This is a genomic window from Bacillus sp. FSL R7-0672 (assembly GCF_038601465.1).
Classification (GTDB): Bacteria; Bacillota; Bacilli; order Bacillales; family Bacillaceae; genus Bacillus; species Bacillus pumilus.
This window is the reverse complement of sequence record NZ_CP152010.1, coordinates 897,084-911,967: the sequence shown is the minus strand read 5'-3', so window position 1 is coordinate 911,967 and position 14,884 is coordinate 897,084. Positions and strand designations below refer to the sequence as shown.

Annotated in this window: 13 protein-coding genes, 1 pseudogene and 1 CRISPR repeat array; of the genes and pseudogenes, 2 read left to right on the top strand and 12 right to left on the bottom strand. The window is 41.0% G+C overall.

Annotated elements, in window-relative coordinates; all coding sequences use genetic code 11:
- Positions 1–70: 70 nt before the first annotated feature.
- The 5 genes and pseudogenes from MKY18_RS04320 to fabL form a co-directional block, all read right to left on the bottom strand.
- A complete protein-coding gene (locus MKY18_RS04320) occupies positions 71–1,813 on the bottom strand; it encodes an ABC transporter ATP-binding protein (RefSeq protein WP_065097433.1) in 1,743 nt (580 codons plus the stop codon).
- A gap of 95 nt (positions 1,814–1,908) precedes the next feature.
- Positions 1,909–2,439, bottom strand: coding sequence for a DUF402 domain-containing protein (locus MKY18_RS04315; RefSeq protein WP_003217818.1), 531 nt, complete (start codon positions 2,437–2,439; stop codon positions 1,909–1,911).
- A gap of 147 nt (positions 2,440–2,586) precedes the next feature.
- On the bottom strand, positions 2,587–2,847 hold the full coding sequence (locus tag MKY18_RS04310) for a YgaB family protein (RefSeq protein ID WP_003217867.1): 261 nt from the start codon (positions 2,845–2,847) through the stop codon (positions 2,587–2,589).
- 382 nt (positions 2,848–3,229) lie between these two features.
- Positions 3,230–3,376: pseudogene (locus MKY18_RS04305) on the bottom strand (gamma-type small acid-soluble spore protein); the annotation flags it as partial.
- 74 nt (positions 3,377–3,450) lie between these two features.
- Complete coding sequence (gene fabL / locus MKY18_RS04300; protein WP_003217873.1) at positions 3,451–4,203, bottom strand: enoyl-[acyl-carrier-protein] reductase FabL; 753 nt, start codon at positions 4,201–4,203, stop codon at positions 3,451–3,453.
- 81 nt (positions 4,204–4,284) lie between these two features.
- Between fabL and MKY18_RS04295 the strand changes: the two genes are divergently transcribed.
- Positions 4,285–4,509 (top strand): hypothetical protein, encoded by a 225-nt coding sequence (locus MKY18_RS04295; RefSeq protein ID WP_044139672.1) that lies wholly within the window; start codon positions 4,285–4,287, stop codon positions 4,507–4,509.
- Here the strand turns inward: MKY18_RS04295 and mutY are convergent.
- The gene (gene mutY / locus MKY18_RS04290) at positions 4,496–5,596 is read right to left on the bottom strand and encodes an A/G-specific adenine glycosylase (protein ID WP_106067534.1); all 1,101 of its coding nucleotides are present in this window, start codon (positions 5,594–5,596) and stop codon (positions 4,496–4,498) included. The two genes, MKY18_RS04295 and mutY, sit on opposite strands and share 14 nt — an antisense overlap.
- Positions 5,597–5,787: 191 nt before the next feature.
- Here mutY and MKY18_RS04285 point away from each other — a divergent pair, with 191 nt between their 5' ends.
- Positions 5,788–6,768 (top strand): metal-dependent hydrolase, encoded by a 981-nt coding sequence (locus tag MKY18_RS04285; RefSeq protein ID WP_044139674.1) that lies wholly within the window; start codon positions 5,788–5,790, stop codon positions 6,766–6,768.
- Between the two features lie 822 nt (positions 6,769–7,590).
- Positions 7,591–7,886: a CRISPR direct-repeat array (repeat unit 20 nt; unit sequence ATTTCAATCCACGCACTCAT).
- Between the two features lie 662 nt (positions 7,887–8,548).
- Here the strand turns inward: MKY18_RS04285 and cmr6 are convergent.
- Genes cmr6 through cmr1 form a run of 6 tightly spaced genes read right to left on the bottom strand, consistent with a single transcriptional unit; the run spans position 8,549 to position 14,883 of the window.
- Positions 8,549–9,325 carry a type III-B CRISPR module RAMP protein Cmr6 gene (gene cmr6 / locus MKY18_RS04280; RefSeq protein ID WP_223252871.1) on the bottom strand — a complete coding sequence of 259 codons (777 nt, stop codon included), beginning with the start codon at positions 9,323–9,325 and terminating at the stop codon, positions 8,549–8,551.
- Entirely contained in the window at positions 9,322–9,690 is a 369-nt protein-coding gene (cmr5, locus tag MKY18_RS04275; RefSeq protein WP_106067536.1) for a type III-B CRISPR module-associated protein Cmr5, read from the bottom strand. The genes cmr6 and cmr5 overlap by 4 nt, the downstream gene beginning before the upstream one ends.
- On the bottom strand, positions 9,687–10,556 hold the full coding sequence (cmr4, locus tag MKY18_RS04270) for a type III-B CRISPR module RAMP protein Cmr4 (protein WP_223252872.1): 870 nt from the start codon (positions 10,554–10,556) through the stop codon (positions 9,687–9,689). Before cmr4 ends, cmr5 begins: the two co-directional genes overlap by 4 nt.
- Before the next feature lie 13 nt (positions 10,557–10,569).
- Positions 10,570–11,802 carry a type III-B CRISPR module-associated protein Cmr3 gene (gene cmr3 / locus MKY18_RS04265; protein WP_065097439.1) on the bottom strand — a complete coding sequence of 411 codons (1,233 nt, stop codon included), beginning with the start codon at positions 11,800–11,802 and terminating at the stop codon, positions 10,570–10,572.
- Positions 11,795–13,606 carry a type III-B CRISPR-associated protein Cas10/Cmr2 gene (gene cas10, locus MKY18_RS04260; RefSeq protein ID WP_342497748.1) on the bottom strand — a complete coding sequence of 604 codons (1,812 nt, stop codon included), beginning with the start codon at positions 13,604–13,606 and terminating at the stop codon, positions 11,795–11,797. Before cas10 ends, cmr3 begins: the two co-directional genes overlap by 8 nt.
- A complete protein-coding gene (gene cmr1, locus MKY18_RS04255; protein ID WP_216927788.1) occupies positions 13,576–14,883 on the bottom strand; it encodes a type III-B CRISPR module RAMP protein Cmr1 in 1,308 nt (435 codons plus the stop codon). The genes cas10 and cmr1 overlap by 31 nt, the downstream gene beginning before the upstream one ends.
- Position 14,884 lies beyond the last annotated feature (1 nt).

The following is a 14,884-nucleotide window of genomic DNA, read 5'->3' as shown; positions in this document are numbered from 1 at the left end:
AAGCTGGGAAATATGTCATGTTTTTGACAAGCATAAAAAAGCCTATCCGCTAGAATCGGATAGGCTTCTACTAATTTAATGTTTGAATGGTAAATAGATGGCGATAGTGGCTGTCTCGGTTCATTAATTCTTCATGTGTTCCTTTTTCCACAATCTCGCCTTGTTCCATGACGACAATGAGGTCAGCATGTGTAATTGTTGATAAGCGGTGCGCGACAATAAAGGTTGTGCGGTCCTTTGCTAGCTTTTGCATCGCTTCTTGAATGTAATGTTCACTTTCTAAATCTAGTGCAGACGTTGCTTCATCTAAAATCAACAGCGGTGGATTTTTAAGAAAGACCCTTGCAATGGAAATCCGCTGTTTTTGACCGCCTGACAGCTTCACGCCCCGTTCTCCTACCTTCGTGTCATATCCTTCAGGAAGAGACATAATAAAATCATGGGCATTTGCCGCTTTTGCAGCCGAAACGATTTTTTCAAAAGAGGCTTCTGGGTCTCCAACCGCAATATTTTCTTTAATCGTGTCACTGAATAAGAATGTATCCTGCAGCACCATTCCGACTTGATTTCGAAGGCTTCTTGCTCTGTACTCTTTTATATCGATGCCGTCAATTTCAAGTGATCCGTTTGTCACATCATAAAACCTTGGAATTAAGCTGACGAGAGTCGACTTCCCTCCACCGCTCATTCCTACAAGCGCAACCGTTTGTCCTTTTTCAACTTTCAAGGAGATATTGCGGAGAATCTCTTCCTGCGTGTGTTCATAACGAAACGACACATTTTTAAATTCGACCTCTCCTTTTAAATGATCGGCTTCTTTCGCATTCGGCCGATCTGTTACCTCGTATGGCTCATCAATAAATTCAAAGATACGATCCATTGACGCTACTGACTGAGTTAAAGTCGTGGATGAGTTTATGAGGCGGCGAATCGGGTTATACATCCGGTCAATATAACCGACAAAGGCAATCATGGTCCCGATCGAAAGTGATCCATTAATGACGGTGTAGCCAGCAAATGCAATGATCAATAGCGGTGCAATATCAGTGATGGTATTGACGACGGCAAATGTTTTAGCGTTCCAATTCGTATGGTTGATCGCTTTGTTTAAGAAATTTTTGTTTTCATCATGAAAATTCTCTTGTTCATATTCTTCAATGGCAAAGCTCCGAATGACTGGCATTCCTTGTACTCGCTCGTGTAGATGCCCTTGCACTTCAGCCAGCGCCTGTGACCGCTCTTTTGTCAGCTTGCGAAGCCTGCCGTAAAAATACTTCACTGCAAACGCATATAACGGAAAAATAATGACAGACACGATGGTGAGCTTGATGTCCAGTGTACACATAATGGCGATCACGATCAGCACGGTCATCAAATCTAGCCAAATGTTCATAAGACCTGTGATAACAAACTCTTTTGTCTGCTCCACATCATTGATGACTCTAGAAATGATTTCTCCTGTTCTCGTGTTGGCATAATAACGAAGGCTGAGCTTTTGAATATGCGAAAACAGCTTTTCTCGAATATCAAATAATACTTTACTGCCTGTCCACTGCGCATAGTATTGTCTATAATATTCAACAGGCGGCCTCATCACTAAAAATAATGCGAGCATGATTCCCATAATGATCAGTAGAGATGATGTCTTTTCTTCAGCCGACCCCGTGCCTTGAATGACATCATCAATGACATACTTTAAAAGCAGAGGCAATGTTAAGGGAATCGAGAACTTGATCATCCCGATGACCATTGTCAATGCAATCTGTTTTTTATACGGTGTAACAAAAGCCATGTAGCGTTTAATGACCCCCATGTAAATCTCCTTCCCAATCTATCAGTGCCTCTTATCCGTACGCAATCAAAAACCTGTTAGCCTAAAAAGCCAAACAGGTTTTTTGATGCTCTTGCTTATTTTGTATAATGTAAAAAACGTTCATACCACATATCCACAAATTCAGGAGCAAACGGACCTTTCCGCTGGTGAATCCAATGCAATAATGTATTCAGATGCTCTCTTAAGATACTATCAATTTCCTTTGGATAATTCATCTGCCTCTTATGATCTGCATATTCATCCTCATCCAAAATATTATACGTCATGTCTGGAAAGACTTTGACATCTAAGTCGTAATCAATATACTTAATTGCTTCTTCATCTGTTGCAAAAGGAGAGCTGATGTTGCAGTAATAATATACCCCATCATCTCTAAGCATCCCAATCACATTAAACCATTGTTTTGCATGGAAATAGCAAATAGCCGGTTCTCTCGTCATCCAAGTACGGCCGTCGGATTCAGTCACCATTGTCCGGTCGTTTGCACCAATGATACACAATTCCGTTGCTTTCAGAATGGTGGTTTCATTCCAAATCCTGTGGATCAAGCCATTGTGTTTATAGCTTTGAATTTGGATGCTTTCTCCTTCCTTGGGATAGCCCATATTTTCTCCCCTACTTTCTATAACAAACAAACATAACAGTCCAAAGACCTAATTTCCCAACTAAACATGTCTCTATCATATTATACCGTTACATCATTAAAAAATGAAATGAAAAAGCCATTCAACCCAATTGAACGGCACACTGTTTTACATCACGGTTGAACTCTTTTCCATCTGCTTATATGAATTGATGACCTCTTCTGTCTGTTTTGTAAACAAGGTTTGGATTTTTTGCAGTTCCTTACGTTTTTGTTTGATTTGATCATGAATCCTGGTCCACTCTTCTTTTTTTTCATCTTGCAGCAATTGTTTTTCTGTTTCTAAGCATAGATCGAGTTCTCCCTGTACATTGAGTAGTTGATCCATGAGCTGCATTTGTTCTTTTACAAGCTGATCGAAATCAGACATCCAACTCCTCCCTTTTATTCCCATCCACTTTTTGTCTGTATACCACTTCTTGAAAGATTGCTGAAATCCTTTGACTGTTTATGTAGAGGCTTTACAGGTTTTGTCGGATGGTGGGAGAGGCAAAAAGAAAAGCACTTCATTCGTAGATGAAGTGCTTCAGCGTGCAGACAAACCCTCGCATTCGGTGTCAGGTCTGCGCTTCGGTGCTCACGAATGTCAAATTCGCTCCGCTCCGGTGCTCGTCCTTCCTAGACTTCAAAGGTTTTCATGTCACGCTGAAAAGAAGACAAAGGACTAAAATAAAGATCATTTTAGCCCTTTGTCAACAATCTGAAAGAAAAGCACTCCATTCGTAGATGAAGTGCTTTCTCTGTTTCAGTGATTAGCTGTTTTGTTGTTTGTTTTGCTCAGCTTTTTGGTTGTATTTTTTTACTTGCTGTGCGTCAGTCTCGCTAGCAAATTCAGTACCATATTGACCTTGAGCAGAAGCTTGGTTTTGTTTTTTCACTTGTTGTGCGTTTGTTTTGTTTTGTTGTTTATCCATCATTATCACCTCCACGCACATTAATTTGTGCAGAAGGTGTACTTCCTATTCATGATTTTTTAAACAAGCAAAGAACGTCCGCCATCTACAATGATGGTTTGTCCTCTAATCATGTCTGCTTTGCCTGATACAAGGAATTCGACGCTGTCGACCATGTCTTTAATTTCCACCATTCGGCCAGCTGGTGTATTTTTCTTGGCGTCTTCTAAAAGCTCTTCTCGGTTCGGGAAGTGCTTAAGTGCATCTGTATCGATCGCGCCGCCAGATACGGCATTCACGACGATATTTTTTTGTGACAGCTCCACAGATAGATAACGCGTCAACGCTTCTAATGCTGCTTTTGATACGCCGACTACTGTGTAATTTTCAAGGTAGCGGATGGAGCCTAGTGAGCTAATGCTGACGATATGTCCGCCGCCGTTTTTCTCCATTAATTTAGCCGCTTCTTGTCCGCAGAATAACAAAGCTTTCGCATTGATATTCATTGTCCAGTCCCAATGATTTTCTTCAAGGTCCATGATTGGACGCTGAACACCAGATGCCGCATTGTTCACAAATATGTCTAAACGGCCAAAGGTTTCGTCAATTTGCTGGAACATGTCTTTGATTTTCTCTGGCTGACCTACGTTGGCTTTGACAACCAATGTTTTCACACCCATCGCTTCAATTTCTTCCGCTGTTTCAAGTGCGGCTTTTTTGCTTCTCGCATAGTTAATGACAATGTCATATCCTTTTTCAGCTAGACGAAGGGCTACTTCTTTTCCTACACCTCTACTGCTGCCTGTAATTAATGCACATTTACGTTGACTCATTATGGTTCATCTCCTGATTTGAATAGTTTTCGTCCATTCGCTTCACACTAATAGGAAAGTTCCTATTAGGAGGTTACATTCATGTATGTCGGACGCGATTTAAGCCAGCTTGGCATGATGTCCAAGGATCAATGGAAAGATACTGAGCTTGCTTACTTTCATCATGCTTTCCAACAAATTTTACCTTATTTAAACGAAGAAGGGCAATCTAAGTATCGAGAAATCATTTCTGAAATTGAAAACCGCGGGGGTCTGCACCGAAATGAAGCCGATTATACCCATGGTACAACGGTTAAATATGACTAGGCTGTTCAAGTGCCATCTTCCATATTTTTTGATGTGAGACTGGCAAAGCATATGCCTTAAATTCTTCTGTTGTCACTTTTTTCAGCATCGTGTCATCAGATACAGATGTCACACGTCCAAAGAAAACAGAAATATTCCAGATGAGGTGGGTAAATACATGCTGAATGGTGCCTTCTAAATCACCAAGCTCTGCTTGTACACCTGCCTCCTCTTTTAAGAAATCCATTAGCTGCTCTTTTTCCGTTTTTCTTCCCTTTATGGTTTCCAAATTAGGGAATTCCCATAAATTCGCAAGCAGGCCTGTACTTGGCCGCTTATGAATATAAAGGTTGCCTGCGTCATCAAATAACACCGCTGCTGCCATTGATTTTGCAGTCGGTTTTTTCTTTTTGCTTTTCACTGGGAGCTCATGCTGAACGCCTTCCTCGAGTGCCGAGCAATGCATGTTTACAGGGCAAATGAGACATGCAGGGGATGTTGGGGTGCAAATGAGCGCACCTAGCTCCATCAACCCTTGATTGAATTCTGACGGCTTTTCCCGGGAAATGAGCTGATCCACCGCAAACTCGAAAATATTTCTCGTTTTTGGTTTTGCAATATCATCCCATATGGACAAAATACGGGAAATGACCCTCATAACGTTGCCGTCTACCGCAGGGTACGGCTTGTTATAGGCGATACTCAGTACTGCGCCGCTCGTATACGGACCTACACCTTTGAGCTTTGAAAATTGCTCTTTCGTATCAGGGACAACGCCCTCGTAGGATTCATAGACTTCTTTCACAGCTGCCTGTAAATTACGCACTCTTGAGTAGTAGCCAAGACCTTCCCATGCTTTCATGACTTTTTCTTCATCAGCTAAAGCAAGATCCTTCACCGTCGGGAATTGCTCCATAAACCGGTTGAAGTACGGAATGACCGTATCCACCCTCGTTTGCTGAAGCATCACTTCTGATACCCATACGCGGTATGGATCTTGATTTTCACGCCACGGAAGTGTTCGTTGTTCTTTTTCATACCAATCAATTAAATCATGCTGAAAGCCCGCAATATCTTTGCGGTCCAGCTTTTCTTGAATGTCTTTCATATCTATACTCCTTCTTATTGAACCAAGGGCTAACATTCTGAAAAGAACCTTATTTGTTGTATACTGTTTGTAGATACGTTAACATGTTACATTAAATCAGAACAAAGCAAAAGTGCTTTTGCACATAGTCTTGAAAGAAGGCGTATACTTTGTATGATTGTTCCTAAGCATGACAACTAGGAGGTAATCAATTGGATACTGGTACTCATGTAGTAATGGGCATTTCTCTTGGGGGACTTGCACTTTTAGATCCAGCCGTCAGCGCAGATCCACATATGGCACACGCCGTGATGATCGCGACCATCGCCGGCTCCCAAGCACCAGACATTGATACTGTGCTAAAACTAAAAAATAATGCGGTTTATATAAGAAATCACCGAGGATTTACACATTCCATTCCTGCTGTACTGTTTTGGTCATTGCTAATTCCGGCTGTGATTTTCCCATTTGTGCCGGGGGCGAATTTACTTCACCTTTGGCTATGGACACTATTAGCCGTTGTGCTTCATGTGTTTGTCGATATATTCAATGCATACGGCACGCAGGCCATTCGTCCATTTTCAAAGAAGTGGGTAGCGCTTGGGATTATTAACACGTTTGATCCGTTTATCTTTTTTACCCATCTTGTCGCCATTGTCGTTTGGGCGATTGGCGGGCATCCCGGTTATACGTTCATTACGCTGTATGCTGTGATTTTCTGTTATTATATCGTCAGGGTGATCATGCAGCTTCAGATTAAACATCAGCTGCGTGCACAATTCGATGAAATTGAAGACATTATTATTTCGCCTACAATGAAGTTCAGACAATGGCGCATTGCCGTGAAATGTAAATCCTCTTTCCATGTTGGGCGCAGTATGAATGGAGAGGTTGTCATTTTAGACACCTTTAACCGTGTGCCGGTCCCTGATACAGAGATTATGAAAATTGCCAAGCAAGACGAAAATATTTCAGCCTTCCTCTCCTTCTCCCCTGTCTACCGGTGGGAAGTGGATAAATACAAGGATCATTATGAGGTGCGGTTCATTGATTTGCGCTATCGCAGCAAAGGGCACTATCCTTTTGTCGCAATCTGCCATATCGACATGGACCACCAAATCAAAAATTCCTATACCGGCTGGATTTTCAGTGAAGAAAAACTGCAAAAAAAATTAAGACTCGGCTCTGTGTGAGCGAGTCTTTTTTTGTTGTGTAGGGCTTGGATTTAGGGGGAAGTACATTATTTTGAATTTATGTAATTCGCAGAAACAGTGATCTATGCACTTATGTTGAGTGCGACACCAGGCTTTCCTGTCTTTTCCCACCATTCACCATTTCAATCCACGCACTCATGTAGAGTGCGACAACAATCCAACGTATCAAGCCAAGATCGAGGAGATCATTTCAATCCACACACTCATGTAGAGTGCGACGAAATTGTTGTCTTTGGTATCCAAGGATTTGTAAAATTTCAATCCACGCACTCATGTAGAGTGCGACTGCGATTTCCGCCCTAATTATAACATTTTTTAGGGAATGATCGTCAAAACCCTTAAGTTTCTATATAGAACTTTGTTTTCACTCTTAAAAAATATACATTTTTTCTCATTTTTGTCGAATGAATAGGTGCGAATGTTCCAGAGATTTTATGTTCACCTCTCATTCGCACCGAATTTTTCTAGTCTGAAATCTATTTGAATCTTGATAATCATATTTATTATTTCAGCAACAACTTTGAATTTAATTAAATACATTACTACTGAGAGGCTGAGTTATGTTTTTCGTAATTATTAATCCACGCACTCACATAGAGTGCGACTAGAGATTACAAAGAAATATGGGCTTACAGTCGTATTTCAATTCACGCACTCATGTAGAGTGCGACTAAATTTATTACTCAGTGGGAATTTATAAAGGAATTTCAATCCACATACTCATATAGAGTGCGACATCCAACAATATTATTGCCAACTCTCCAGTCCAAAGACTCAGCAGTGGTTTGAAGACGACAAAATATTTCAATCCACGCATTCATGTAGAGTGCGACCATAGACCATTATTTATCACAGCCGTTAACAAAAATTTCAATCCACGTACTCATATAGAGTGCGACAAGTCAAGGCACTATTAGACATTATGTTTGACTTATTTCAATCCACGCACTCATATAGAGTGCGACAACACAAGGAGGAACGATCATGAAAAAAGGCGGTAATTTCAATCCACGCACTCATATAGAGTGCGACAGCAAGGTTTATCTCTATGGCAATTTAATGATTATTTCAATCCACGCACTCATGTAGAGTGCGACTGCGATTTTCGCCCTAATTATAACATTTTTTAGGGAATGATCGTCAAAACCCACAAGTTTCTATATAGAATTTTGTTTTCACCCTAAAATATACATTTTTTCTCATTTTTGTCGAATGAATAGGTGCGAATGTTTCAGGGATTTTATGTTCACCTCACATTCGCACCGACTTTTTCTTAGTATGAAATCTATTGAAACTTGTTAATCATAATTCTTTATATTTCAGCAACAATTGAATTCAATTAGATTCATGACTACTGAGGCAGGAGGCAGGAGGCAGGAGGCAGGAGGCAGGAGGCAGGAGGCAGAGTTATGTTTTCGCAATTATTAATCCATCCACTCATGTAGAGTGCGACCCTATCTGACACTAATAGTAATGAGCGGTTGTTTATTTCAATCCACGCACTCATGTAGAGTGTGACGCTTTTTATGTAGAAATCGGTTGGATTAACAAAATTTCAATCCACGCACTCATATAGAGTGCGACTGCGATTTCCGCCCTAATTATAACATTTTTTAGGGAATGATCATCAAAACCCTTAAGTTTCTATATAGAAGTTTGTTTTCACCCGTAAAATATATACATTTTTTCTCATTTTTGTCGAATAAAACGGTGCGAATGTTCCAAGGATTTTATGTTCACCTCACATTCGCACCTAGTCTTATGAAATGACGTTGTCCATTTTAAGTCTTCCATAACCCGCATTTGTTTTAGCGCCGATTCCTTCGTGTTCTAAAGCGCCTAGTAAGATGGTTTTGGCGAGTTCGAGCCATTCCGCTTCTTCTGGTAGATTCTTTTTTGTTTTCAATAGAAGTTGAAAGCGGCCGTTGACCACCGTTAAGAAATGAATCGGTGTTGGTGAGTCATCATCTCGAGGGGCTGGAACACTTCCCCCTTTGTTCACCTTATCTAGCTTGACGCTGTTGTAGTCTGAATGATGTGGTGTCATCACATCCACTTTGAATGCTTCTCCTACCGTCTCTGGCATCATGAGCGCATCATGAAATTCGATCATGCCGGCACGTTCGTTTGTTCCAAACAATGTGTTGTAATCACTACCACCTTGTTTTAGTTCTTCAAAGTTTTCACCTAATACAGAATGGGCATAATGAGAGGCTACGCCTTTTAAAGCTGTTCCTGGTAAATAAGGAATGCCGTATATCGGGTGTAATAACAATCCCGTTTCAAGTACACCCTCTCCTCCATGTCCAATGACTAACGGCGATATGGACTTGACTAGGCATGTGGGGTTCGTATCGGTATAATATTGCTCCACAAATCTTTCATACAATAAGCGATTTTCCCCCCACTGTTTTCGATGTAGACTAATCACATTTTCATAAAATGACTGCTTCTTCGCACTGTCCATTATGATGTTCGACAATGTAGAACCATCAATCTCCCATTTGCTTTTGTTTAAGGTTAATGACAGATTCATTGGATGTCCTCCACATTTTCCGCCCCTTGTTCCACCTTTAAAATAGATTCCGCATATCTTTTTAACCAAACAGATGCACTTAAAGCTTGTCTTGATTTGATTAAGTAATTTCGATTAGAAGCTGACCAATCGCCTTGTAAATCTAGTGTTTCTTTTATATCTTGAACGAATTGTTGATAAGCATTTCCTTTTCTTGATTTTGCTTCAAAAAATGTAATGGTGAGCCTTAATCCATTTGTTAAGATCATTGAGGCGAATCTGTGACAGAGTTGTCCATATTGATTTGAGAAATTCTCCTCATTCGTTTTGGCATTCATCACATGTTGATACGCTTTCTCAGCATAATGATGTTGAATGAGTTTCATGATCCCTCCCCTCCTGTCATACGCCAGGATACTCTTCCTTTACCTACGTTTGTGTTTCCACCTAATTGAAGATACATCTGTTTTTCTAGTTGATTTAACAGTTGGTGTCTAACAGATAAATCATTGCTTCCATCGACACGATCACACCACATGAGCCCATAAAATATGGCTTCTGCTGGTACATACTCTTCATACCAGAGAGCTCCTTTACTAACTGTTTGGGTTTCATGATCAATTCTAATACGAGGTGTCACTTCAGAATTCATGGTGACAATGTATTGAAAAACGTCATCACTTACAATCACAAATCGTTCTATCCAAAGAGTTTGTGATTGTTTATCGTCGAATAAAAGTTTGGCCATCTGTTCAGCAAAATCGGTTAGTTGTTGAGATTTTTTCGCTGCCCCTTGGAATTCACCTAGATATAATTCGTCATTCTCTACTAATTTAGAATTCATGGTGACTAGCGTGCTTGATTCTTCTATGAGATCAGGGATATCCAGCGTTACGCCTAATGCTTTTGCATCGCGGGCTAATCTTTTCAATATAAGTGGACTTGCCACATATCCAAATGTACCGTATCTACTCGCCACCGGGAATGAAAATAACCGGCCATCTGTCATGACGACTGCTCCTGCACTTCCATCTTGATCTCCTTGTGTACCAAATACTTTTTGTACGAATGTGTCTTTTCCTTTCGCGCGATAATGTTCACGCTGCACGCCTTTGATACTGCTTCCAGGTATAATCGGCCATTCTGTTACTTTTTCTCGTTGAATGGGCATATCAATCACGCCAACTCCTTCACCCGCTCCAATATGAAGGGGGGATAAACAATGTATCCAAAACCAACGGCTTGCTTCCATCATCTCACTCCTCTTATTCATTCGGCTTCCATGTTCCCCAAAGTGCTAACCCGCAGCCATCTTCACGATCAAACGCTTCTTTGCGCCGATTACGATCAGATACTGATTGAAGCCACATTTTTTCGGCCAGTTCTGCTGGATCTCCTTCTTCTACTGTAAAGAAGTAAACACTACCTGCGGGGACTAAGCGGCGTATTGCTTTTTCACGCCCTTTGTCTTTATTTGCTAAGCTCCATCCAGAGATAGGCTGCCAATGTGGAACAGATGCCCAAACCAATTTGAGTCGTACATTTGTATCAAATAGTGGTTTTGACATGAGCTGTTCATCCAGCCATCCGGGCTGCCATCCTTTACTGAAATAAGCAGGTGTCGCCAATATCATGCGAACATACGGCTTGTTTTTGAGCGATTCTTTAATAGCATCCGGACATGTCCAATCTTGTTGGTATACATGTGGCCGGTCTTCTATATGAGCCAGCCGCCGTTCACCACCTATCGGGTGAATGCCTGAGAAAGGCTTTAATTCCTCTGACTCTTCAGTAGATAACTCTATTCCCGCCTCCAGTTTAAAGTCATCTGGGAATACGAGTGATTCTGTTGAAAATAGATGCTGATCTTTTGCCTTTTTACTGCCAGTCTCCACCTCAATTTGTGTTCGTTCCTGACGCTGTAATGCTGGAATAAATGCCGGTGGTGTTTCCTTTTTGAAAGAATGATTTTCCTTCTGCATGTGTTGGTATTCAGTCAAGGCTTCCTTCACCTGACTCTCATCCACTGCGTCTATCAGCCAGTTCACCATCCACTTTAGTGATACAAAAGCAGGCGGCGATTTCATTTTTTTACGAGCACCAGCTCCAATTGGCGGCCATAATGCCTCACTAAAACGGCCTGTTTTTCCTGTACCAAAAAAGCCCTGTCCTTCCGACATCATTGGCTTTGGTCTCAATTGATTCATCCCATACTCATCATCGAATAACTCAAGGTCATGAGGCATTGGCACATATAAATGATCATGCCAGCGATATAAAGGACCTCGCACAAGAGATTTTGAATAATAAGAAAGTGGCGTCGTGTGTTTGATTGATTGTCGTTTCTTTGCTAGAGCTGTACGAAGTGTTCCTGCGACCACACTTGGCGGAACATCGTTTAGTGAACGCGCCCGTATACCTGGTACACTTTGAAATGGGCGTGCATCACGAATAAGCAGCGGATCAAGCGGTTGAATGTGAAACCATCTTTCAGGCATGTCCACTTACCTCCTCCAGTTGAAGAGCAATGATCATACATTCAGCGATTGTATGTAATTCTTCTAATGTATTCTTCTTCGGTATATACTTCGCAATCAATTGATCGATCCACTCTTTCGTTTCTTGCTCTGTTTTTGCTTCCGTTTTCTTTTTGAATGCAAGACGTCTTATCTCTAGTGGAATGAGTTCATCTAAAATTTCCGGCTGTTTTCTAAAAGAAGACTGTTCGTATGTTTGATACAACTCTCGTAAGCCATATGCAAAGCCAGATGTGAAATAAGACTGCTTTAACCACGTCGTCATCTCTTGGATAGAGGCCACTGGATCTATTTGAAATGAGACTGAGATATTCATTGTGTCTCCTCCGCCTCGCTTTTGGAAATGAATCGCTAATGAATTCCGCTCTTGTTTCGCATATTGTTCAGCCTGATGTGCCATGCTTCTTACTTCTTCAAGAGGCTCAAGCATATGAACGATAGCGATGCCAATTGAAATCGAAGGAGGTATTTCACTATGTTGATGAGCCTTCATCGTTGAAACAAATTCTCTTTGTAATTTCCCAGCTGCTTCTAAGCATTGGTGCACCGGTACATAAGCCATGACATCATCTCCACCGCCATAGATCAATGTACCTTCACATTTGGAAATAATCCCACGAGCCTTTGAAGCAAAAGTTGAGAGCGTTTTAGAAAATGCAATATGGCTTTCTACATGCTGTATATTTCGCAGTTGGCTGCCCATCTTATCTCCATCCGCCATGAGAAAGGCATAGTAAGGTGAAGGTGCTGGTGGTTTGATCGGCTGGCCGTGATGCTTGCTGTATTCACCTTTGAAATATTTTTCAAGCAGCTGTGTGATTTCATTTTTCGCTTCTGTTCGTGTGGTCCCGACAAGTCCTCGTTGTTCAAGAAAATCTTCTATTCTTCTTTCATAAAAAAGCGATGCCTCACTCAAATCAAGAGGAGCTACTGTCAGGTTCGTATTCTCAAGATACGTTTCTACATTTTTCACATATTGTGTGGCTGCTTTCTTCATCTGTTCATTTTGTTCCAACATGTTTTGATAGGGAGCAAAAGCTTTATCGCATACAGATGGAAATGTCTCGCTCGGGTGCTTATGTAAGGACAATCGTTTGATCACTGAAATCGCATCTAATGATTCATGTTCACCAATTCCCCATTTCGCTAGTTGCGCTACTTGCTGTGGTGTTTTTTGCTTTTGAAAAACAGACTCTCGTCCACCGTCAAGTGATGATTTTGGTTCACCGAATAACGCCCCTGGTTCATTTTGTTTAAAATCTCTTAAAGTCTTCCGTGCCGCCATTAAACCTTCGACTTCTTGAAGAGCCAAATGATATGGACTTGCGGACGCATTTGCCGCTTTGTCTTGATTTTGCACCTCAGTCCACACAGCATAAAATTCCAATAAATCATCTACTTGTCGATTCCATGTGCCTATTTGAATATAAGGATCAACTATTTCTCTAACAAAGTCTGCGTATTCCTTCCATTTGTCATAGATTGCTTTTTTCACTTGTCTTGCAATGGATGAAGGCTGTTCGTGTGAAATTCCTCCCAATATTTTGTTTGGTGCGTTGTTTGTTTTTGCAGAGGATTCGTTGAACACAGGGAAAATAAGCGTTCCACCCAGTTCTTGAAATTTCTTCGCACCTGCTTTACTTAATTCAGATAGAAGAAAAGAGCCAAACCATAAATCACGCGTTCGCCTTGCTTGCGCAATAAATTCTTGAACAGGCCCTATCGAAAATAGCATTAATGTTTGTTTTTGTAATTCTTCTGACAAAATGTTCGCACCTCCTTGCTATGTAAAAAAGCTTGAATCGCCGATGAGTGCGTACGGCCACTCTCGTCTTGTAATGGGTTGTTTGAGTAGGTGGCTGTTGGGTAGATACTTTGTTCATCTGTCACATCGGGCAAAGGCTTTCTGTCCCCTAAAAGCGATAAAGCTTCGATCTTTGGTTGCTGCAACACCACCACCATGCCCACTGATTCCTTTTGATTAATAGCCAATGGTTTTAAGATGAGTGGTGAAGCCAAGCGATCCTTTCCTTTAGGTAGGAGCGTTACAGGATCTGGATCTTTCCCACTATCTTTAGGAGCAAATCGGAACTGAATAGGCAAACCAAATTGAGCTCTAGGAAATGCTTGATATTTAAATGGTTTCTCTTTTGGATAAGGGATGTGATGACCTGATTTAGCCTTACCTGTTAACAGACGAATAGTATCTGCTTCCGGCCAGCAACTTCTTCCCCTTTTTTTGTCCGGGTTAGATCTTCTTCGAAATGTTTCATATGTCTGAATGACAGACCGCCAGCTTGAGATCATAGATGATGGAAATGCCTGTACTTTGAATTCTCGACTAAGCGTCGGCCATTCTCGACTTGATGCTGGCAATTGAATGTCATATTCTAAAAGCTTTTGCTCAAACCATTTTTCCAATTGGCTTTTTGTCCTCTTGTTGTATGGTGAAAATTGCTTGCAATATAAACTGCCACACCCACGTCTCGTTCTTGAACCAAGTCCACCGAAGTTGATCCAAGCCCATAATGCTACTTCAACTTCTTTTTTGATTAACTCAAAATCGGTTGTTTTTTTTGATAACCGGATATTTAAAGAAAATTGCGCCTTCATGAGGTATGGTGTTTCATCTTTCATATTTGAAAGAACATACCGTGGAAAAGGATGATTTTTCTTTTTAAAAAATACTTTTGAATTTCTTTTCACTTCGTCTTTTTCATAATGCGTTACCACTTGAATCTGGCTCGCTTGTTCTGTATGACCAAAAATCTCTGCTTCTCGTTTAGATAATTCATTTGCATTCTTGCAAGCAGCTCCTCTAGTTGCACGCCACCAGAAACGAAGATGTCCACGAATCGCACTTTCTCGAATGGGTCTCTCTTGATCAATTGAGTTTGATTGGGGCCCTCCCCCAAACATTGGCGTAACTAAATGAATAGTGAGCGGCTCTTTAAAAAGTCTTTGGTCTTCATGAATGTTTGTGTCGATCGCATGTTTCACATCATGCCAATTCGTTTTGGGTTTACTAGATTCCCTTGTCATG